The sequence below is a fragment of the Paenibacillus artemisiicola genome (assembly GCF_017652985.1).
GTDB classification, from domain to species: Bacteria; Bacillota; Bacilli; order Paenibacillales; family Paenibacillaceae; genus Paenibacillus_Z; species Paenibacillus_Z artemisiicola.
In genome coordinates this window covers 46,199-66,928 of record NZ_JAGGDJ010000029.1, presented here as the reverse complement: position 1 = coordinate 66,928, position 20,730 = coordinate 46,199, and the positions used below count along the sequence as shown (strand labels likewise).

Sequence of the window (20,730 nt, the reverse complement as noted above, 5' to 3'; positions counted from 1 at the left end):
GAAGCCCCCCTCAAGATGAGATTTCCCAGTATGTAAGACCCCTTGAAGACGACGAGGTAGATAGGTTCGAGGTGGAAGCGCAGCAATGCGTGGAGCTGACGAATACTAATCGGTCGAGGGCTTATCCTAATGTCTCGTTCCAGAGACGACCAGCTGATGTTGAATTGCATATCATCGTATCCAGTTTTCAAGGTGTTTCTTTCTTCAACTGAAGATACACCCACTTCTGAGTGGGTTTTTTATTGGCCTTTAGCTCAGCTGGTTAGAGCGCACCCCTGATAAGGGTGAGGTCGGTGGTTCGAGTCCACTAAGGCCAACCAACCTCCCTTTCCGGGTAACATACGGGGCCATAGCTCAGCTGGGAGAGCGCCTGCCTTGCAAGCAGGAGGTCAGCGGTTCGATCCCGCTTGGCTCCACCATGATGCGATCTATTCCCTGATAGCTCAGTTGGTAGAGCACTCGACTGTTAATCGAGTTGTCACAGGTTCGAGTCCTGTTCGGGGAGCCATCCATGGAGAGCTGTCCGAGTGGTCGAAGGAGCACGATTGGAAATCGTGTATACGTTAACCGCGTATCGAGGGTTCGAATCCCTCGCTCTCCGCCATGCTTTCCCTCGGGGCGAGTCGCCGTCTTTCCGATTACATATCGGGCATTACTATTCATAAGGCCCGTTGGTCAAGTGGTTAAGACACCTCCCTTTCACGGAGGTAACAGGGGTTCGAGTCCCCTACGGGTCACCATTATACGGAGGCTTAGCTCAGCTGGGAGAGCATCTGCCTTACAAGCAGAGGGTCGGGGGTTCGATCCCCTCAGCCTCCACCATAAACGAATAGCAACGCTTTTTAATGACGCGGGGTGGAGCAGCTCGGTAGCTCGTCGGGCTCATAACCCGAAGGCCGCAGGTTCAAATCCTGCCCCCGCAACCAATTACGTTCGGCATGATGCCGGGCATTGTTTCCAACGCGGAGCCGTGGTGTAGAGGCCTAACATGCCTGCCTGTCACGCAGGAGACCGCGGGTTCGAATCCCGTCGGCTCCGCCATTTTCACTCTGTATCGCGTGTTGTCTTCGGGCATTCGGCCGAAGGGCAGCTCAGATCGGGTATAGCTTGGCTCGGTAGCTCAGTTGGTAGAGCAGAGGACTGAAAATCCTCGTGTCGGCGGTTCGATTCCGTCCCGAGCCACCATGAAAGACAAGCATCATCAGCCGGTGTAGCTCAACTGGTAGAGCAACTGACTTGTAATCAGTAGGTTGGGGGTTCAAGTCCTCTCGCCGGCACCATTTTTTTTGGAGGATTAGCGAAGTGGCCAAACGCGGGAGACTGTAAATCTCTTCCTTCCAGGTTCGGTGGTTCGAATCCATCATCCTCCACCATTTCATTGGGGATTAGCCAAGCGGTAAGGCAACGGACTTTGACTCCGTCATGCCTAGGTTCGAATCCTAGATCCCCAGCCATTTGCATGAGCCATTAGCTCAGTTGGTAGAGCACCTGACTTTTAATCAGGGTGTCGTAGGTTCGAGTCCTACATGGCTCACTTTTCTTGAATACGCGGTTGTGGTGGAATTGGCAGACACGCTATCTTGAGGGGGTAGTGCCCACCGGGCGTAAGGGTTCGAGTCCCTTCAACCGCACCATTTATCTTCACATGCGGTCATGGCGGAATTGGCAGACGCGCTAGATTCAGGTTCTAGTGGTGTAACAGCCGTGGAGGTTCAAGTCCTCTTGACCGCACCATCCGCGGAAGTGGCTCAGCGGTAGAGCATCGCCTTGCCAAGGCGAGGGTCGCGGGTTCGATTCCCGTCTTCCGCTCCATTTATTTTTTGGCGCCATAGCCAAGTGGTAAGGCATAGCTCTGCAAAAGCTTGACCCCCAGTTCGAATCTGGGTGGCGCCTCCACACCATGTTTTTGTGCCCTTAGCTCAGCTGGATAGAGCGTTTGACTACGAATCAAAAGGTCAGGAGTTCGAATCTCTTAGGGCACGCCATTTACGGGATGTAGCTCAGCTTGGTAGAGCACCTGGTTTGGGACCAGGGGGTCGCATGTTCGAATCGTGTCATCCCGACCATCTTTTTTTTCCATTGCGGGTGTAGTTCAATGGTAGAACTTCAGCTTCCCAAGCTGATGGCGTGGGTTCGATTCCCATCACCCGCTTTCCTATATGACGCGAAGAAGCCTTTTATCTCCTTGATAAGAGGTTTTTTGTATACACGGCAGTTCCGGATGGGGTAAACGCGGTTTTGGCGGAGCGAGCATCAAAAATTGGCAGCTTCATCGGCTGAAATAGCGCTTGAATTTCATGATGCTTCGGTCTAAAATAAGAACATATGTTCCTATTCGAAGGAGCGTCGATAATGAGCTTATCCAGAAAATGTTTGGAAATCGCCTATTCGATCCTGAATTTCAGCGCCAAGCACGGGTTCCCGCCGACAGTGGACGAGGTGCGCAATTTCGTCGGCTTGCGGAGCTTCGCCACCCTCGAACCGCATTTGCTGCGGCTGCGGCAGGAAGGGATCCTGCACTGGGAGCCGGGCGAGACCCGGTCGCTTCGCGTGCTGCGGTCCGAGTTCGTAAAGTCCGCATACCTCGAACGTCTGGCCGAAGAACGCGCCGAATACATATACCGCGCTCCTTAACGGCGTTGAAGATAAAGACCGTTACAAGCCTGTAGAGGCTGCCTTGGTCTTCCCATATCGGGGGCTATACGGGCGAATAGCCGGGAATGGCGGGGGCACGGATAAATTCGAAGTGGGACAGATCGCATATCGCGCGCTATAATATAGGGCAGAGAGGGGCGTGCGGCCATGCCATACAGTCTGGACATCCGATTCAAACCGCTATACGAAGCGATTGGCAGCTTGCATGCTTATATTTGCCGGAAATCGCATAAAAAACTCGATCTGTCGTCTTCATGGCCGAAGGAGGTCGGCGGCCGTCTGTCCCCGGAGCTGGCGGAGCTGCTGGACGCTACGGACATCGACGCGGCTTGGAAGCTGACGTATCTGCTCGTGTACCTGAGTCCGAGCGAGACCGCCGCGGAATTCGCGGTATGGCTCGGAGGCATGACGGCCGGGGACCTGTATGAATTGATGTCGCCCTATGCCAACCAGTTCCCCGCCAACATGGCGGCGTTCCGGGACCGGACCGCGAAGTTGTTCGAGCTGTGGGACGAGCATTATTTTCGACACCTCGACGGGACGATTATCGAGCGGCTTCGGGACGAGGCACGCCATCGCAAGCAAGCGTTTCCTTCGGCGGACCCGGCGGCGTTCATCGACGAAACGGCGAACGGGCTGTTTTTCGAACCGCTGGAGGGGCTGGAGCAGGTCGTGCTCATGCCGCAGTATCACTTTCAGCCGTTTAACGTCATTAGCCATTTCGGCCATGTGACGATCTGCCATTATGCCGCCAGAGTCTACGTGGACGACGAGGACTTCCTCTCGCCGCACGAATATCGCATGATCCGGAGCGTGGCCGAGAAGAGCCGGCTTAAAATCTTGCGGTTTCTGAATCAGGGGCCGCGGTCGTTCATCGAGATCGTGCGCCATCTGGAACTGTCGAAGGGCATCACGCACGATCATGTGACGAAGCTTCGCCATGCCGGCATGCTGACAGCTCATTTCGAGGGCGAGACACTGACCGCGTACAGCCTGCGGACCAGCGCGATCGGCCAGATCCATCGCAAAATCATGGACTACATCGAGCAAGGGTAAAGAGCAGACGGGCTTCCCGGAATCATCGAAAAGAACATACGCAAGTCTTTGGCACCTTGCAAGGCTCCCGCGCGAAGTGCCGCGGCGCGAGAGTGCCGCCAACCTGAACTACGAGATGAAACCATTTTCGCATCGTGCCTGAACGGTGTGGAAGTGGTTTTTTTGTGCTTTCCTGCTAAGGGAACGCGTCTCGGATTTGGCGAACATTGCATGTTTTCTTTATGGAAAGAATTATTTTTCAGTTCTCTATTTACAGAACCGCAAAACGTACCTATAATAAAAACCAACAACAATGCTGAGTGATTTAATCGGAATTAATCGGCACTCATAAATAGCTCTTATTTTCAGGAGGTCGTCATGAAGAAAAGAATCCTTACCCTATCCACTGCTATTCTCGCAAGCGCCATTTTGCTGGCCGCATGCGGCAATAACGGCAATAACAACGGCAGCAATGCCGGCACCGCGAACGGCGGCGCCAACAGCGCCAACCAAGCCGCAGCGGGCAATTCGTCCAACACGGCCGCGCCGGATGCGGCAGGCGACGCCTCGGGCACGATTCAAGCGTCCGACATGTCCAAGCTTCCGGATACGGCGAAGAAGCGCACGGACACGATCATCGTCGGCTTGACCGACCCGAGCGGCGCGTTCACGCCGTACTTCCAGCAGAGCGGTTACGACGGCAACGTTTCGTCGCTGCTTTACACATCGCTCGTGACCGTGGACGACAAAGGTCTTCCGGTACCGGGCTTGGCGGAGAAATGGGACGTGTCCGCGGACAACCTGACGTACACGTACCACTTGCGCAAAGACTTGAAGTTCAGCGACGGTTCGCCGTTGACCGCCGACGACGTCGCGTTCACGTGGACGATCCTGTACGATAAGTCGTACGACGGCGACTCCCAAGTAAACACGCTGCACGTGAAGGGCGGCGAAGATTATAAAGCCGGCAAGGCGACGAGCGTCTCGGGCATCAAGGTCATCGATCCGCAGACGATCTCCGTCACGCTCGACAAGCCGAACGCCAGCGCGTTGACGATGCTCGGCTCGGACGTTCTGTCCAAGGCTTACTACGGCAAGGATTACAAGCAAGGCGATCTGGGCTACATGAAGAAGCTTAGCGGCAGCCCGCTCGGCAACGGTCCGTACAAGCTGGAGAAGTTCATTCCGGGCCAGGAAGTACGGATGGTCGCGAACGAGAACTATTTTGCCGGCAAACCGAAAACGGAGCACTTTATCTATAAAACGTCCGAAGGCGACACATGGCAGTACCTGGAGACGGGCGAAGTCGACTACGCGTCGTTCACCGCCACGAAGGAAAACCTCGACAAGCTGAAGGCGCTCGGCTTCGTGAACATCCTGCCGTACACGCCGAGCAACTACGGCTACATCCAGCTGAACCTTCAGCACCCGGCGCTGCAGGATAAGCTGGTGCGTCAAGCGCTGACGTACGGCCTGGACCGCCAAAGCATCTACGTGGACGCGAACCAAGGCGCGGGCCAAATCGCCAACATTCCGGCGCCTCCGGTGTCCTGGGCGTACACGGAAGACGGCATCAACCCGTACAAGTACGATCCGGACAAAGCGAAGGAGCTGCTCGACCAAGCGGGCTGGAAAGTCGGCGCGGGCGGCATCCGCGAGAAGGACGGCAAAGCGCTGACGATTCATTACCTGGGCTCCAAGAGCCCCGCCTCGGATATCTTCATCGCCGTGGCGAAGCAAGACTACGAAGCGCTCGGCATCAAATTCGAGCCGGAGGTCTTCGCCGACTTCAACGCCCTTGTCTCCAAGGTCGAAGGCGGCGACTACGATCTCGCCTCCTTCTCGACGTCGCTCCTGACGGATCCGTCGGACGGCCTGCTGCAATTCGTCGACGGCGAAATTCCGGGCTACAACGACGCGAAGTTCAAGGAACTGTACGATAAAGGCTTGGCGACCTCGAACATCGACGAGCGCAAAGCCGTATACAAAGAGCTGTTCCAATACCTGAACGACGAGCTGCCGATCATCTTCACGAGCTACAAGAAGAACGTGTACGCCTATAACGGCCGCATTCAAAACCTGAGCGTCAGCCCGTTCAACGGACTGGCTCCGAGCCTGCCGAACTGGACGCTGGGCCAATAACGCAAGACGAAACGACGAAACGCGATTCCCTGCCCGGCGACCGGGCGGGGAATCGCAGGTTAAGGAGTCGACTATGAGCACGTACATTACGAAGCGGATCTTATACATGGTCATCATTTTGTTCGCGGCTTCCTTCTTGATCTTCTGCCTTTACGCCTTGACGCCGGGCGACTTCATTACGGGCAACATCAAGCTGACGCCGGAACGCAAAGCGGAGCTGCGCGAGATCTACGGCCTGAACAAGCCGGTGATCGAGCGGTACCTGCTCTGGATGAAGAACGCCTTCCACGGCGACTTCGGTTACTCGCTGGCGCAGCAGAAGCCGGTGCTCACGCTTTTCAACCAGTACATCTGGAACTCGTTCCTGCTCGCGGTCGTCTCGACGTTCCTGACGTGGCTGATCGCGGTCGTCGTCGGCGTCGTCGCGGCGTACAAGCAGTATTCGTGGTTTGACACGATCGTGATGTTGGGGCTCTTCGCGGCGATGTCGATCCCGTCGTTCTTCATCGGCCTTTTCCTGATCAAGATTTTGGCCGTAGACTGGAAATGGCTGCCGCCGGGCGGGATGCTGACGACGGGAAGCAACGCGACGGGCATGGCGTACGTCAAAGAGGTCATTCACCACATGACCTTGCCGGTGATGGTCATGACGCTGCTCGGCGTCGGTTCGCTGACGCGGTACTTCCGCAGCAACATGATCGAGGTCATCAAGCAGGACTATATCCGGACGGCCCGCGCCAAAGGGCTCAAGGAACGAAAGGTGCTGTTCACGCACGCGCTGCGCAACGCGCTGCTGCCGGCCATCACGCTGGTCGGCTTCGAGCTTCCCGGGCTGTTCGGCGGTTCGCTGATTATCGAGAAAATTTTCAACTGGCCGGGCATCGGCCAGCTCTATATGCAGTCCTTCACGCTGCGGGATTACCCGCTGCTGATGGGATTTACGCTGTTTATCGCCATACTGACCGTCATCGGCACGTTCATTTCGGACATTTTGTACCGCGTCGCCGATCCGCGGGTCCGGTTGTAGGAGGGCACGAGGATGTCAACGATTCACGCAGAAGGCGCGGGAACGGCGAAGGCCGCGCCCGCGCGCAGTACCGCGCACGCTTCGCTGTGGCGGCAGTCGCTGCGGCGGCTGCGCAAGAACAAGCTGGCCATGCTCGGGCTCGCCGTCGTGGCGTTCATGTTCCTGGCCTGCTTCATCGGCCCGCTGTTCTCGCCGTATACGGATAACAAAATCAACATGGCGTTCATGAACAAGGCGCCGAGCCTGAAGCATTGGCTTGGCACCGACGCGCTCGGCCGCGACGTGCTGACGCGCGTGCTGCAGGCGGGCCGCATCTCGTTGACCGTCGGCCTGGCATCGATGGTGCTGTCGGTATTCGTCGGCACGCTGCTGGGCGTCATCGCCGGCTATTACCGCGGCGTCGCCGATCAGCTCATCATGCGGCTCGCCGACCTGCTCCTCACGATTCCGAGCTTGCCGCTGCTATTCATCTTCGGCGCGCTGCTGTCGGAATGGAAGGTGCCGACGGATTACCGGATGTACATCGTCATGCTGATGCTGAGCATCGTCGGCTGGCCGGGGCTCGCGCGGATGATTCGCGGCCAAATGCTCAGTTTGCGGGAACGGGAATATATGCAGGCGACCGTGGTCCTCGGACTGCGCGACCGCCGGAAGCTGTTCAACCATCTGCTGCCCAATCTGGTGCCCTTGATCATCGTCATCGCCACGCTTAATATCGGCGGCGCCATCCTAAGCGAATCGGTGCTGAGCTATTTCGGGCTCGGCGTCATGGCGCCGACGCCGACGTGGGGCAACATGATCGACGCGGCGAACAACATGATCGATTTTCAAGACCATCCGTGGCTCTGGATTCCGCCGGGATTCTCGATCTTCGCGACCGTCATCGCCATCAACATCTTCGGCGACGGGCTGCGGGACGTGCTGGATCCTAAGCAAAAAAGGTAGGTGCACGCGAGCATGAACAACGTACTTGAAATCGAGCGTCTCAGCACGCATTTCCATACCGAAGAGGGCGTCGTCCGCGCCGTGGACGACGTCAGCCTGCGGGTCCGCCCCGGCGAAATCGTCTGCATCGTGGGCGAGTCGGGCAGCGGCAAAAGCATCACGGCGATGTCGGTCATGGGCCTTGTCGAAGGCCCGGCCGGCCGGGTCGCCGGCGGCCGCATCGGCTTTGACGGCGAAGATCTGCTTAAACTGAGCCGCAGCGAGCTGCGCGCCATTCGCGGCAACGAAATCGCAATGATTTTCCAGGAGCCGATGACGTCGCTGAATCCGGTGCTGAAGATCGGCGAGCAGCTGATGGAGCCGCTCATGACCCACCGGAAAATGAGCAAAAAGGCGGCGCGCAAGCGGGCGATCGAGCTGATCGGCGAGGTCGGGATCTCCCGCGCGGAGCAGATCGCGGATTCGTATCCGCACGAGCTGAGCGGCGGCATGCTGCAGCGCATCATGATCGCCATCGCCATCTCGTGCGAGCCGAAGCTGCTCATCGCCGACGAACCGACGACGGCGCTCGACGTGACGATCCAGGCGCAAATCCTGGACATGCTGCGCCGGTTCAAGGAAGAATCGGGCATGTCGATCCTGCTCATCACGCACGACCTCGGCGTCGTGGCCGAAATGGCGGATTACGTCGTGGTCATGTATGCCGGCAAAGTCGTGGAGGAGGGCGAGGTCGTGGCCCTGTTCGAAAATCCGCAGCATCCGTACACGCAAGGGCTGCTGAAGTCCAAGCCGATCATCAATCAGCGCCAGGAAGAGCTGTATTCCATTCCGGGCCAGGTGCCGAACCCGCTCGAGCTGACGCCGTCCTGCTATTTCCACGACCGGTGCGCGCACTGCATGGAGATTTGCCGGACGAAGCAGCCCGTTCTGAAGGACGTCGGCAACGGCCAGCATGTCGCTTGCTGGCTGTACGAGAAGGAGGCGATCGCGCATGGCTGAGGCGCAAGCGCTGCTTGAAGTGAGCGGTCTGAAGAAATATTTTCCGATCAAGGCCGGTCTGCTCGGCCGGACGGTCGGGCAAGTCAAGGCGGTCGACGACATTAGCTTTACCATCAACAAGGGCGAAACATTCGGCCTCGTCGGGGAATCGGGCAGCGGGAAAAGCACGGTCGGCCGCACGATTCTCCGCTTGAACGACAAGACGGACGGCGAAGTGCGGTTTGACGGCATCGACTTGTTCGATCTGCCGCAGGACGAGCTGCGCCGCCTGCGGCCGAAGATGCAGCTGATCTTCCAGGATCCGTACAGCTCGCTCAATCCGCGCGTGCGGATCGGCGACGCCATCGGCGAAGCGCTGCTCGACCACGGCCTGGCGTCGCCGGCCGAGGTTCGGGACCGCGTCCTGGACGTGCTGGCCGCCTGCGGGCTGTCGTCGTACCATTACGACCGGTTTCCGCACGAATTCTCCGGCGGCCAGCGGCAGCGGATCGGCATCGCGCGGGCGCTCGTGCTGAATCCGGACCTGATCATTGCCGACGAGCCGGTGTCCGCGCTCGACGTGTCGATTCAAGCGCAGATCATCAATTTGTTCCGCGGCATGCAGCAGAAGCAGGGATTAACGTACCTGTTCATCTCCCATGACCTCAGCGTCGTCGAGCATCTATGCTCGCATATCGGCGTCATGTATCTCGGATCGATGATGGAGACGGCATCGCGCGACGAGCTGTTCCGGAATCCGCTTCATCCGTACACGAAGGCGCTGCTGTCGGCGGTGCCGGTGCCGATTCCGAAGCTGAAGCGCGAGCGGATCGTGCTGAGCGGCGAGCTGCCGAATCCGGCGAACCCGCCGTCCGGCTGTAAGTTCCACACGCGCTGTCCGTTCGCGGTGCCCCGCTGCCGCGAGGAAGTGCCGCAATTCCGGGAGGTGGGCAGCGGCCATAAGGTCGCCTGCCATCTCGTATGAGCGGCCGCGTCATCATGCCCCAGCTGTACGCGCTGCAGCTGGAGCGGATCCTCGCGCGCGGGTTCTCGGCGGACGAGACGCTGGCGCTGCTCTGGCACGGCAGCAAGGACGAGCTTGCGACGCGGATCGATCCCGAGCCGACGTGGGAACGGCTGCTGACGTACGCCGGGGAGCATTGGGCGAACGTGGAAGCGGCGGTACGGGGAGGCTATCGGTTCTCCTTCCTCACGATCGGGGGTCTCATGAGCCTGCTCGCGATCAAGTTCCGCAAGCGCGAGGAGACGGATTACCGCTTCACGGGCGAACGGATCGAGGGGCTTCGGCTGACGGGCTCCGAGCTGGCGCTGCTGCGGAGCATGGTGCCGACGTATTGGGCGTTCCTCCCGGCGGATGCCGCGGATGCCGAAGCGCGGGCCGTTGAAGCCGGCGAGGACGCAGTGCCGGATGCGGAGCGAATGGTCGAGATCGCGATCGCGATGATGCCATAGCCATGGAAGCAAGGACAAGAGGCTGCAGCAGTTTGCCGAGAGGCGGACTGCCGCAGTCTCTTTTGCGCTGCGCGCAGGCGATGGCGCGCCATAGGCGGGGCTGGCGGGGCGGTGGAGGGGCAGCGAGCCGACGCGGTCCGATAGCGAGCCGCCGCAACCCGGCCGCGAGGCGGCGGGCCGGTAGAGGGGCCGCGGTCCGATAGCGGAGCCGTCGCGGCCGGGCCGAGAGCCGCCGCAACCCGGCCGCGAGGCGGCGGGCCGGTAGAGGGGCCGCGGTCCGATAGCGGAGCCGTCGCGGCCGGGCCGAGAGCCGCCGCAACCCGGCCGCGAGATGGCGGGCCGGTTGAGGGGCCGCGGTCCGATAGGAGAGTCACCGTAACCGACCCGTGAGATACCGCGAACCGGCAGTAGGTTGCGGTCCGGCCGCGAGCCGTGCGACCGAGCAGCTTCCGCGCCTGCCTGGACGCCGCGATGCCGTACCGGGAGTCGCAGGCCGCGGACGGCCCGCCGTCGGGCAGCTACACCCTCGATTATGAGGGCGAATCGTGCTTGCGAGCATCGACGCCTACGGCGAAATGCCGCGCTTCCCGACGCTGTACGCCAAGGCTTGACGCTGCTGCTGCTGCTGACGGAGGCGCTGAAGCCTAGATTGGACGGGCGGACAGCCTGGAAGACGCGTAACGAGTATGGAAGCTATTGACAAACAATCGTTTTCATTTTATCATTTTATTGACTGATTAAGTCAATCAAAATATGGAGGGATGAAATGCGATGTCAGACTCAATGGGTATGTCCAGTAAACCAGGCTTATTTCGGCAAGGCGAGGTTTTATCGACGGATCGGACGCGAATCGGGTATCAATCGATTGGCGATGGCCCCGGAATCCTGCTTGTTCATGGCGCGTTAAGGGATTCCAACGACTATACCCGCCTGGCGACCGCGCTTTCCCGCTCCTTTACCGTTCACCTCATGGATCGCAGAGGCAGGGGCTTGAGCGGTCCGCAGGGCTCGGAGTATGCTATGGATAAAGAGTGCGAGGACGTTCAGGCCGTCAGGAAAGCGACGGGCGCCGACTATTTGATCGGACACAGCTATGGAGGGCTTGTCTCGCTGGAACTGGCCAGCATGGATCCGTCCATTGCCAAAGTAGGTCTGTATGAACCCGGCGTGCTGCTCCGCCCGATGGACGATGCCTGGATGCGCCTCTCCGAGCAGGCGTTGCTTAGGAACGATAGGCGCGGTGCTTTCGCGCATTTCGTGAGAGGGATGGGTCAGACTCCGTTAACCCGGCTGCCCTATTGGTATGCAAAACTCATCTTGAGGCTCATGGTGCGCGGAGAGCATTGGCGTAAAATCGCTCGCCTGCTTCCGCAAAATTTAAAGGAGCACCGCGAGGTTCAGCGGCTCTCTTCCTCATACCTGAATTACGGCGGTACCCAAGCGGATGTGTTGGTAATTCAAGGGGACAAGAGCCCGGATGCCACGAAAGAAGCGATGACGGCGTTAACCGGCGCGATGAACCGGTCCAAGCTGGAAACCGTGAGCGGCCTGGATCATTTCGGACCGGAGAACGGAGGCGGACCTGACCGGATCGCGAGCCTGCTCGCCAACTTTTTCCTAATTCCCGAAGGAGTCTGATGACATGCCGCGCTTAAAGGAAGAGCAGCTTCAACGCATTTACGAAGAACGGAAACGGCAGCTTACGTCGGCCGCGGTCAAAGTGTTTGCCCAGCGCGGGCTTCCGGGTACGAAGATCAGCATGATTACCGCGGAAGCCGGCGTGAGCCACGGGTTGTTTTACCATTATTTCAAAACGAAGGAAGAGCTTTTCATCTCCCTGGTCCGGGAAGCGGTCGAAACGTCGTTGAAGGAAATCGACGATCTGATTCGGTTGGCGGGGTCGCCGATCGATAAAATCAGAATCCTGACGGAAGGGATGCTTGATGCGAGCGGAGCGCCGTATTTCATGCTGCTCCATCGGGCTCGGAATTTCGAAGAGGTTCCCGAAGAGGTCAGCCGGCTCATTCGGGAACACCCGATGGATATCTACGTCAAGCGTTTATTGCCCTTGTTCGAGGAAGGCCAGCAAAGAGGGGAAATCGCGGACGGCGATCCGGAGGAATTGATCGCAGGCTACCTCACCGTCCTTTCCGGCGTGATGGTATTGGGCAACGGATATTCGACGCCCCGGACGGAGTGGCTGCTAAGATTTGTCGAGAAGAGATGAACCTTTACGCTCTTTAGTATTTACGCCATGAACGAAGCGGCCGGCTGCGGAAGCCGGACCGGAAGGAGAGGGAACGGCATGGATTATCGCTTTCGCGATTTGTTCCGCGGCGAGCTGCTGCGCTTCGCGGCGGCGCAGCCGGACGACGCGGCGGAGCTGTCACGGTTTACCGAAAGCTACGACTATCTGCGGAACGTGGACACGGACTACGCGGTGCCGCAGCCGGCGGCGTTCTTCGAGCAAGCCGAGAACGGCAAGAACACGATCGAATTCATGCTCCGGACGCTCGAGGACGACCGGCTTGTCGGTTTCGCGGCGCTGCACGGCATCGAGTGGAACAATCGGTCATCGCGGCTGGCCGTCGGCATCGGCGATGCTGAGGACCGCGGCAAGGGCTACGGCAAGGACGCCGTCGCCATGCTGCTGCGCTACGCGTTCCTCGAGCTGAACCTGGAACGAATCAGCCTCGAGGTAATCGCCTATAACGAGGCGGCCATTCGCGTCTACGAGAAAGCGGGCTTCGCGGTAGAGGGGCGGCTGCGCGAGGCCGTCCTGCGCGGCGGCCGGCGGTACGACCTGATCGCGATGGGGCTGCTCGCGCGCGAATGGGCGGCGCTGCGCGGCGACGCGCCGACCGGCGGGGCGTAACCCCTCGCCGGCCTGGTTCGCCCGTCGCCGACCGGCGGGGCGTAACTCTCGCCGGCCCAGCTCGCCCGTCGCGGCCGGTCCCCGTCCGCGCGTCTGCCCGTCAACGGAGCGGCCCGCGCCGCGCGAAAGCCGCTGGAAATCGCTGCGTTTTCAAGCTTCGCCCGCAATCGGGACGTTCCGCGTCCATACGGGACGTTTCGACACGAAAAAATAGGGATTGTCAAATCAAAAGGATACGATTATACTAAGTTCACGACGTTATGGAAGCGATACCAGAGTAAAACGGCCTACAACATGGTACCGATTCCATATTTTTTGTTCACGATCTGGTATCGGTACCAGAATATCGTGTTCCGAATCATTACTGGAGGGCGGTGGTTGGACGGGAGAACGCGCCGGCAGGTGAATAGGAAGGTCCGATTGAGGAAAGATTTGAAGGAAGCGGAATGCAGACATCCTATGTGAATGCACTACATTCTTTTAAAATTGGGGGAACGAATCCATGAAAAGAAAGTCCTTTGGTTTGACCGCCATCTTGCTGGCGTGCGTGCTGCTTGTCCTGACGGCTTGCGGCCAGAACGGTTCGAATTCGAATACGGCATCCAATAACGGCAATCAAGGCGAAAGCGCTTCATCCGGCAGCAAAATCCCGCTGAAGCTGTGGTATTGGAACGGCGCGATATCCGACTCCACGATCGAAGCGGCCAAAGCGAAGTTTCCGAACATCGACCTGCAGGCGGAGAAGCTGCCTTCCGGCGACGATTACTTCACCAAATTGAAAGCGACGCTCGTCGGCGGGGGCGATGCCCCGGACATCGTGGCGATGGACAGCTGGGTATCCTCGATGCTGGCGTATAAAGATAAATTCGTGAACCTGTACGACCAAGGCGCGAAGGACATCCAATCCAAGTACCTCGATTGGAAATGGAACATGGCCGCAACGCCGGACGACAAGTACCTGATCGGCCTGCCGATCGACGTGGCGCCGGTCGTGCTTTACTACCGCACCGACCTGCTGGAGAAAGCGGGCGTGCCGAACACGCCGGACGCGGTCAGCAGCCAAGTGAAGACGTGGGACGATTACCTGGCCCTGCTGAAGAAGATCAAGGACGCGACCGGCGCGACGACGGGCAACATCGCCGACGTTTACAACACGGTCATGGGTCAAAGCGACAAGTCGTACTTCGACGAGCAAGGCAACTACATCGGCGACCAGGCGCACGTCAAAGCGGCGTACGACCTGGCGGTCAAGGCGTACCAGCAAGGGCTCACGTTCCCGTACTCCAACGGCTCCGAGCAGAACGCCGCGATCAACAACGGCAAGATCGCCATGTACACGGGCGCTTCGTGGGCCGTCGGCGATCTGATGAGCGCCGCTCCGGACACGAAGGGCAAATGGAACATCGCGCATCCGCCGGGCAGCGTCGGCAACCAAGGCGGCTCGTTCTTCGGCGCGCTGAGCTCGACCAAGTATCCGAAGGAAGCGTACGAAGTCATTCAATTCCTCGTCAGCCCGGAAAACCTGGTGACGGCGTACAAGGAATTCGGCAACTACCCGTCCACGCCGGAGATTTACAGCAGCCCGGACATGGTCAACAAGAACGATTTCTTCGGCGGCCAAGACCTGAGCCCGGTGTTCGCGGACGCGGCGAAGGACGTCAAAGTCGCGCATACCGACTCCCGCGACATGGTGGCGAGCACGGCCATCACCGACGCGCTCGTCGCGGTCGATAAGAAGCGCGATCCCGAGAAGTCGTGGCAGGACGCGCAGGACAAAATCAAGAAACAGCTGTCCCACTAAGCCGCAGCGGCTTCCTGGACGGCAGCCAAGCTTGGCATTCATAACGGATGGAGCGGGGAAGGGCGACAGGCTCTTCCCCGCGCCAGCCAAGTAACGGAGGAATAGCATGGGAGGCCTTTTGAAAGAAATCTACAAGAGCAGAGCGTTGTATCTGTTCATTTCTCCATTTTATATCCTGTTCCTGATCTTTTCCGTATTTCCGATTTTCTACTCCGTGTATTTGGCCGGCCATAAATGGGACGGCATCGGGGAGATGAAGTACGTCGGCTTCGACAACTTCACCTACCTGTTCACGGATCCGACGTTCTGGAGCGCGCTCGTGAACAACATCGCCCTCTGGATCATGGGCAACGCGCCGCAGCTCATCTGCGCGCTGATCGTCGCGTTCCTTATCAATATGTCCATCGTGCGGTTCAAGGGCTTCTATCGCATCGCTTACTTCCTACCGAATATTACGGCCATGGTCGCTGTCGTTATCATATTCCAGTCCCTGTTCGGCAACCAGTACGGACTGATCAACTTCCTGCTCGAGAAGATCGGGCTGTCCCGCATCGAATGGTTCAACACGCCGTTCGCTTCCCGCGTCGTCATCGCGGCGATGATCTGCTGGCGGTACATGGGCTACAACGCGATCATCTATCTGTCCGGCCTGCAGCGGATCCCGAAGGATCTGTACGAGGCGGCCGAGCTCGACGGCGCGTCGACGGTTCAGACGTTCCTGCGCATCACGCTGCCGATGCTGAAGCCGATCATTCTGTTCTCCGTCATGATGTCGACGATCGGCGGCTTCCAAATCTTCACCGAGCCGCAGGTGCTCGCGGGCACGCAGTCCCCGTATCCGGGCACGGACACCGTGGTGCTGTACATGTTCCGCGAAGGCTTCACGTTCCAGAATTACGGGTACGCGGCCGCCGTGTCGTGGGTGCTGTTCGTCATCATCGGCATCCTGTCGCTCATCAACTGGAAGGTCTTCAACAAAAACGACGATTGATAACGAGGTGAAAGCCAGATGGGCAAGGCAATCCTGACCAAAAAGATCCTGCTGCACACCGTGCTGATCATCGGCGTGCTGGTGTCGATCTTCCCGTTTTATTGGCTCGTCGTGATGTCGACGAACCAGACGAGCGCCATCTTCGCGTTCCCTCCGAAGCTGACGTTCGGCGGATACTTCGCGACCAACTTCCAGCACGTGCTGGACAACATGAATTTCTACCGCGCCCTGTTCAACACGGTTCTGATCGCGCTCCTCAGCACGACGCTGCAGCTGTTCTTCAACTCGTTAACGGGGTTTACGTTCGCCAAATTCAAGTTCCCGGGCTCCCAGTGGCTCTTCTACGTCATGATCGCCACGATGATGATCCCGGGCCAGATGCTGCTCGTGCCCCAATTCATCATCATCAAAACGTTCGGCTGGGTCGGCAGCTACAAGGCGCTGATCGTGCCGGGCATCGCCTCCGCGTTCGGGATCTTTTGGATCCGCCAGTACGCGCTCGCCATCCATAACGAGCTGCTGGAATCCGCGCGCATCGACGGCTGCAGCAAGTTCGGCCAGTACTGGCGCATCGCGCTCCCGATTTTGCGGCCGGCGCTCGCGTTTCTCGCGATCACGACGTTCATGGGCGTCTGGGAAGATTACCTGTGGCCGCTGATCGTTTTGACGGATACGTCCAAATTCACTTTAATGATTGCGCTCCAGCAGTTAAAATCAGTTCATACCGCAGATTATTCCATGGTCATGACAGGTACGCTCATGGCGACCCTGCCGCTCATCGTCGTCTTCCTTGTCGTCAGCCGTCAATTCATCGCCGGCATCATGGAGGGCGCGGTCAAGAGCTGAGGCGCCGCGGCGCATGGGATGACGAACGAATTGGAGGCTTGGTAGCGCATGGCGCCGAAAATCAAGGATGTGGCGAAGAAGGCGGGCGTGTCCGTGACGACCGTATCGCGGGTGCTGAACGGCGAGAAATACGTGAAAGACGACCTCAAAGAACGGGTCAAACGGGCCATCGACGAATTGGGCTACACGCCCAGCCATATCGCCAGAAGCCTCGTGCGGAAGAAGACGAACCTGATCGGCGTGATCGTGCCGGACGTGACGTCGAGCTTCTACTCCACCATCCTGAGCAACATCGAGCAAACGGCCAGCCTGAACGAGTACAACCTTCTGGTGTGCAACATCATCGAGGATACGGACAAAGAGCTGAAATACTTAAACGTCTTCAAAGAAATGCGCGTCGACGGCATCATCATCATGCACGAAAAGCTGAACGACGAGATTCGCGAGATGATCGGCAAGCTGGGCATCCCGATCATCTTCTCGAGTGTCAAGCCGACGGACCAGCCGTTCGCCTCGGTCATCATCGACGACTTCGCGGCGGCGTACGACGCGACCCGGTACCTGATCGGGCTCGGGCATGAGCGGATCGGCTTCATCGGCGGCGACATGCGGGACGTGACGTCGGGGCAGAACCGCTACATCGGCTACTGCCGGGCGCTCGCGGACTGCGGCATCCCGCTCGTCGACGACTATGTGCGCTTCGGCGACTACAAGACGCAGAGCGGGTACGAGCTCATCCAGGAGCTGCTGGACGTCGAGGTCCGCCCGACGGCCGTGTTCGCGGTCAGCGACGACATGGCCGTCGGCGCGATGAACGCCGTGCGCGACCGGGGGCTGGCGGTGCCGGCCGACGTCTCGATCGTCGGCTTCGACGGCAGCCAGCTGACGGAGCTGGTGCGGCCGCGCCTGACGTCGATGGAGCAGCCCATCCGGGAGATGGGCACGGTCACGGTCAACGTGCTGATCGACATGATCGCGGCGCCGGAGAAGGCGCGGAAAGGGGACGTCATCCTGCGGCACGAGCTCGTCGTGCGCGACAGCTGCAGGCGGAACGAATAGACGGATAGCACTTTTTACATCGTAGCGGGAGAGGGAGAGAGACGTGAAGAAATTCGATGCGGTCGTCGTCGGCGATGTCAACATAGATTTGGTGGTGGTGGGCCAGAGCCAGGTGCCGCAGCCCGGGCAGGAAGTATTCGTGGACAACATGCTGATGCACGTCGGCGGAGGGGCGGCTTTGTTCGCGCTGTCCCTTGCCAAGCTCGGTCTCGGCGTGGCGTTCAGCGGCGTCCTCGGGGCGGACAGCAACGGCAGCTTCATCCGGGAGCAATTCGCTCAATATGGTATCGATACCAGCTTGATCGAGACAAGCAAGGTCCATCGGACGGGCATTTCAATTGCGTTCAATCCGGACACGGACCGTTCGTTCCTGTCGTACGCGGGCTCCAACCAGGAGCTGGCGCTGGAGCGGCTCGAGCTCGACCGGATCGCCCAAGGCCGCCACGTCCATCTGACGGGCTACCGCGGTCGGGAGAACCACGCGACGTTCCTCGCGGTCGTGAAGCAATTGAAGGAGAAGGGCGTCACGCTCTCCTGCGACGTCGGCTGGGACGACTCCGGGGAGTGGTACGAAGGGATCTTCGAGCTCATGCGGCATATCGACGTCTTCCTGATGAACGAGACCGAGGCGCTGCATTACACCCGCCGCGCGCGGATCGAGGACGGCCTGCGGCATATGGCGGATTACGGCAAGCATATCGTCGTCAAGCTGGGCGCCGAAGGGGCCGTCTCCATGAAGGACGGCGTGCTGACGCGCCATCCGGCGTTCAAGGTCGAGGCGGTCGACACGACGGGCGCGGGCGATTCGTTCAACGCCGGCTATCTGTACGGCTTCCTTCGCGGGCTGGACGTCGAGACGTCGCTGAAGTACGGCAACGCCTGCGGCGCGATGTCCGTCGGCGCGTACGGCGGAAGCACGGGAACGGCGAATATGGACGGCTTGCTGCAGTTCCTGGAGCGGCACGAAGGCGGGCGGACGCTGCCCAAGGCCATCTCGCAGTAAGGCGGCGGACGAATAGGCGCAAAGCGCGCCAGGCGTGAACGTGAGGACGGTTTCGAACGGGTACGGCTTGGCGCGAGGCGCCGCGGGCGCTTGATCTGAAATCGATACCAGACTGTTGTAACGGGAAAACAAGATTTGAAGTCCCGAAGTCCATGTAGCAGCCAGGCTGCACATTCCCTGCACTTATACGCTCTAAGGAGGATGCACAATGCTTACGATGCGGATTCAAGGCGTGGACAAACCGGTCTCCCGGCTTATCCTCGGCACCGGCGACCTGCGGTCGCTCGACGACAACGAACGGGCGATGCTGCGCGCGTACGCGGAGGCCGGCGGCGCCACGTTCGATACGGCCCACCAATACCGGGGACGCGAGAAGCTGCTCGGCCAATGGCTCGCCGAGGAGAACCTGCGCGACAAAGTCGCCATCCTGACGAAGGGCGCGCATCACGACGACGGCAGCCCGGGCCCGCGGGTCAATCCGGCGGCGATCCGCCAGGACTTGACCGAGAGCCTGGAGCGGCTCGGCACGGATCATGTCGAGCTGTACGCGCTGCACCGCGACGATCCGGCGGTCGAGGTCGGCCCGATCATCGAGGAGCTGCACGCGCACGCGGAAGCGGGACGGATCGGCGCGTTCGGCGCGTCGAATTGGACGCACGAGCGGATCCAGGAGGCCAACGACTACGCGGCCGCGCACGGCTTGACCGGCTTCGCGTTCAGCAGCACGAACCTGAGCCTGGCGAAGCCGCAGGCGCCGCGCTGGCCGGGCGTCGTCTCGGCGGACGAAGCGACGATCGCGTGGCATGCGGCGAACGGCATGCCGCTCCTGTCGTGGTCGGCGCAGGCCGGCGGTTTCTTCTCCGGGCACTTCACGCCGGAGGACACCTCCAACGAGGAAATGGTGCGCGTTTATTATAACGAAGGCAACTGGGAACGGTATAACCGCGCCGTGCGGCTCGCCGCGGAGAAGGGCGTCACGTCGATCCAGCTCGCGCTGTCGTACGTGCTGCATCAACCGTTCGCGACGTGCGCGATCATCGGGCCGCGCAAGCCGGAGGAGCTGTATTCGTCGATCGAGGCGATGCGATTGAAGCTGACGCCGGCGGAAGTGGAATGGCTGGATTTGAAAAGGGAGGCGATCGCGGAATGATTCGGAACAAACTGGCGGCGCAATTATATACGGTACGGAACGAAGCGAAGAAGGACTTTGAAGGCTTGCTGCGGGAGCTGGCGAAGATGGGCTGGGCGGCCGTCCAGATCGACGGCCTGCACGGCAATCCTGCCCGCGACATCGCGGCGATCGCGAAGGAGCTCGGCCTGAAGACCGCCGGCATGCACGTCGGCCTGCCGCGCATGCGGGACGACCTGGACAAGGTGCTGGAAGAAGCCCGCTTGTTCGGAACGAAAGACTTCATCTGCCACTCGCTGCCCGACGGCTTGCAGAACGCCGAAGGCTACGCCAGCGTCAAGCGCGACCTGCTGGCCGTGGCGGAGCGGGTGAAGGGCACGGAATTCCGGGTCGGCTACCATAACCACGATTTCGAATTCCACACGATGATGGACGGCAAGTTCGCGCTCGACTATCTGCTGGAGGATCCGGCGGTGCACGCGGAGATCGACACGTATTGGGTCAAGAAAGCGGGCCTGGACCCGCTGTCGTATATTAGCAAGTATGCTCATCGGATGCCGATTCTGCATCTGAAGGACATGACGAACGACGACCGGCAGTATTTCGCCGAGATCGGCTCCGGCGTCATCGACTTCGCGCCGATTCTCCGCTGGGGACTGGCAAGCGGCGTCGAATGGTTCGCGGTCGAGCAGGACTACTGCCCGGGCAGCCCGCTGGACAGCCTGGCGCAGAGCCTCGAGTATTTGCGCAAGCTGGAAGAGACGCTCTAAG

The 20,730-nt window shown here is 59.7% G+C and carries 18 protein-coding genes, 20 tRNA genes and 1 rRNA gene; all 39 read left to right on the top strand.

Annotated elements, in window-relative coordinates; genetic code table 11:
* Window positions 1–129, top strand: a 23S ribosomal RNA gene (locus tag I8J29_RS23850); the annotation flags it as partial.
* 114 nt (window positions 130–243) lie between these two features.
* Window positions 244–320: transfer RNA gene (locus I8J29_RS23845), tRNA-Ile, on the top strand.
* 23 nt (window positions 321–343) lie between these two features.
* Window positions 344–419: transfer RNA gene (locus tag I8J29_RS23840), tRNA-Ala, on the top strand.
* A 13-nt stretch (window positions 420–432) separates the two neighbouring features.
* Window positions 433–508 (top strand) — tRNA-Asn (locus tag I8J29_RS23835).
* A gap of 5 nt (window positions 509–513) precedes the next feature.
* Window positions 514–604, top strand: a tRNA-Ser gene (locus tag I8J29_RS23830).
* Between the two features lie 61 nt (window positions 605–665).
* Window positions 666–740 (top strand) — tRNA-Glu (locus tag I8J29_RS23825).
* 6 nt (window positions 741–746) lie between these two features.
* A tRNA-Val gene (locus I8J29_RS23820) sits at window positions 747–822 on the top strand.
* A gap of 27 nt (window positions 823–849) precedes the next feature.
* A tRNA-Met gene (locus I8J29_RS23815) sits at window positions 850–926 on the top strand.
* 38 nt (window positions 927–964) lie between these two features.
* A tRNA-Asp gene (locus I8J29_RS23810) sits at window positions 965–1,041 on the top strand.
* A gap of 68 nt (window positions 1,042–1,109) precedes the next feature.
* Window positions 1,110–1,185, top strand: a tRNA-Phe gene (locus I8J29_RS23805).
* Between the two features lie 19 nt (window positions 1,186–1,204).
* Window positions 1,205–1,280: transfer RNA gene (locus I8J29_RS23800), tRNA-Thr, on the top strand.
* Between the two features lie 8 nt (window positions 1,281–1,288).
* A tRNA-Tyr gene (locus I8J29_RS23795) sits at window positions 1,289–1,373 on the top strand.
* A 6-nt stretch (window positions 1,374–1,379) separates the two neighbouring features.
* Window positions 1,380–1,454 (top strand) — tRNA-Gln (locus tag I8J29_RS23790).
* Window positions 1,455–1,461: 7 nt separating this feature from the next.
* Window positions 1,462–1,534, top strand: a tRNA-Lys gene (locus I8J29_RS23785).
* A gap of 14 nt (window positions 1,535–1,548) precedes the next feature.
* Window positions 1,549–1,634 (top strand) — tRNA-Leu (locus I8J29_RS23780).
* A 13-nt stretch (window positions 1,635–1,647) separates the two neighbouring features.
* Window positions 1,648–1,734, top strand: a tRNA-Leu gene (locus tag I8J29_RS23775).
* Between the two features lie 3 nt (window positions 1,735–1,737).
* A tRNA-Gly gene (locus I8J29_RS23770) sits at window positions 1,738–1,812 on the top strand.
* A 10-nt stretch (window positions 1,813–1,822) separates the two neighbouring features.
* Window positions 1,823–1,896 (top strand) — tRNA-Cys (locus tag I8J29_RS23765).
* Between the two features lie 12 nt (window positions 1,897–1,908).
* Window positions 1,909–1,985, top strand: a tRNA-Arg gene (locus I8J29_RS23760).
* Between the two features lie 4 nt (window positions 1,986–1,989).
* A tRNA-Pro gene (locus I8J29_RS23755) sits at window positions 1,990–2,066 on the top strand.
* Window positions 2,067–2,081: 15 nt separating this feature from the next.
* Window positions 2,082–2,152 (top strand) — tRNA-Gly (locus tag I8J29_RS23750).
* Between the two features lie 200 nt (window positions 2,153–2,352).
* Window positions 2,353–2,634, top strand: coding sequence for a LexA family protein (locus I8J29_RS23745; RefSeq protein ID WP_177222435.1), 282 nt, complete (start codon window positions 2,353–2,355; stop codon window positions 2,632–2,634).
* Between the two features lie 168 nt (window positions 2,635–2,802).
* The gene (locus I8J29_RS23740) at window positions 2,803–3,711 is read left to right on the top strand and encodes an ArsR/SmtB family transcription factor (RefSeq protein ID WP_208849934.1); all 909 of its coding nucleotides are present in this window, start codon (window positions 2,803–2,805) and stop codon (window positions 3,709–3,711) included.
* Between the two features lie 357 nt (window positions 3,712–4,068).
* Window positions 4,069–5,832, top strand: coding sequence for an ABC transporter substrate-binding protein (locus tag I8J29_RS23735; protein WP_208849933.1), 1,764 nt, complete (start codon window positions 4,069–4,071; stop codon window positions 5,830–5,832).
* Between the two features lie 73 nt (window positions 5,833–5,905).
* A complete protein-coding gene (locus I8J29_RS23730) occupies window positions 5,906–6,859 on the top strand; it encodes an ABC transporter permease (protein ID WP_090648235.1) in 954 nt (317 codons plus the stop codon).
* Between the two features lie 12 nt (window positions 6,860–6,871).
* Window positions 6,872–7,804 carry an oligopeptide ABC transporter permease gene (gene opp4C / locus I8J29_RS23725; protein ID WP_090648233.1) on the top strand — a complete coding sequence of 311 codons (933 nt, stop codon included), beginning with the start codon at window positions 6,872–6,874 and terminating at the stop codon, window positions 7,802–7,804.
* Window positions 7,805–7,816: 12 nt separating this feature from the next.
* On the top strand, window positions 7,817–8,803 hold the full coding sequence (locus I8J29_RS23720; RefSeq protein WP_208849932.1) for an ABC transporter ATP-binding protein: 987 nt from the start codon (window positions 7,817–7,819) through the stop codon (window positions 8,801–8,803).
* On the top strand, window positions 8,796–9,767 hold the full coding sequence (locus I8J29_RS23715) for an ABC transporter ATP-binding protein (RefSeq protein ID WP_208849931.1): 972 nt from the start codon (window positions 8,796–8,798) through the stop codon (window positions 9,765–9,767). Before I8J29_RS23720 ends, I8J29_RS23715 begins: the two co-directional genes overlap by 8 nt.
* A gap of 14 nt (window positions 9,768–9,781) precedes the next feature.
* Entirely contained in the window at window positions 9,782–10,255 is a 474-nt protein-coding gene (locus I8J29_RS23710; RefSeq protein WP_208849930.1) for a hypothetical protein, read from the top strand.
* A 771-nt stretch (window positions 10,256–11,026) separates the two neighbouring features.
* Window positions 11,027–11,893, top strand: a complete 867-nt coding sequence (locus tag I8J29_RS23705) for an alpha/beta fold hydrolase (protein WP_208849929.1) — start codon at window positions 11,027–11,029, stop codon at window positions 11,891–11,893.
* Window positions 11,894–11,897: 4 nt separating this feature from the next.
* On the top strand, window positions 11,898–12,482 hold the full coding sequence (locus I8J29_RS23700; protein ID WP_208849928.1) for a TetR/AcrR family transcriptional regulator: 585 nt from the start codon (window positions 11,898–11,900) through the stop codon (window positions 12,480–12,482).
* A gap of 78 nt (window positions 12,483–12,560) precedes the next feature.
* Complete coding sequence (locus tag I8J29_RS23695) at window positions 12,561–13,130, top strand: GNAT family N-acetyltransferase (protein ID WP_208849927.1); 570 nt, start codon at window positions 12,561–12,563, stop codon at window positions 13,128–13,130.
* 502 nt (window positions 13,131–13,632) lie between these two features.
* Window positions 13,633–14,931, top strand: a complete 1,299-nt coding sequence (locus I8J29_RS23690) for an ABC transporter substrate-binding protein (RefSeq protein ID WP_208849926.1) — start codon at window positions 13,633–13,635, stop codon at window positions 14,929–14,931.
* A 106-nt stretch (window positions 14,932–15,037) separates the two neighbouring features.
* Window positions 15,038–15,922 (top strand): carbohydrate ABC transporter permease, encoded by an 885-nt coding sequence (locus I8J29_RS23685; protein WP_090648208.1) that lies wholly within the window; start codon window positions 15,038–15,040, stop codon window positions 15,920–15,922.
* A gap of 18 nt (window positions 15,923–15,940) precedes the next feature.
* Window positions 15,941–16,768 (top strand): carbohydrate ABC transporter permease, encoded by an 828-nt coding sequence (locus I8J29_RS23680; RefSeq protein WP_090648206.1) that lies wholly within the window; start codon window positions 15,941–15,943, stop codon window positions 16,766–16,768.
* Between the two features lie 48 nt (window positions 16,769–16,816).
* Window positions 16,817–17,827 carry a LacI family DNA-binding transcriptional regulator gene (locus I8J29_RS23675; protein ID WP_208849925.1) on the top strand — a complete coding sequence of 337 codons (1,011 nt, stop codon included), beginning with the start codon at window positions 16,817–16,819 and terminating at the stop codon, window positions 17,825–17,827.
* 43 nt (window positions 17,828–17,870) lie between these two features.
* Window positions 17,871–18,830, top strand: coding sequence for a carbohydrate kinase family protein (locus I8J29_RS23670; protein WP_208849924.1), 960 nt, complete (start codon window positions 17,871–17,873; stop codon window positions 18,828–18,830).
* Window positions 18,831–19,038: 208 nt separating this feature from the next.
* On the top strand, window positions 19,039–19,980 hold the full coding sequence (locus I8J29_RS23665) for an aldo/keto reductase (protein WP_208849923.1): 942 nt from the start codon (window positions 19,039–19,041) through the stop codon (window positions 19,978–19,980).
* Entirely contained in the window at window positions 19,977–20,729 is a 753-nt protein-coding gene (locus I8J29_RS23660) for a sugar phosphate isomerase/epimerase family protein (protein ID WP_240546433.1), read from the top strand. The genes I8J29_RS23665 and I8J29_RS23660 overlap by 4 nt, the downstream gene beginning before the upstream one ends.
* Window position 20,730: the final 1 nt, after the last annotated feature.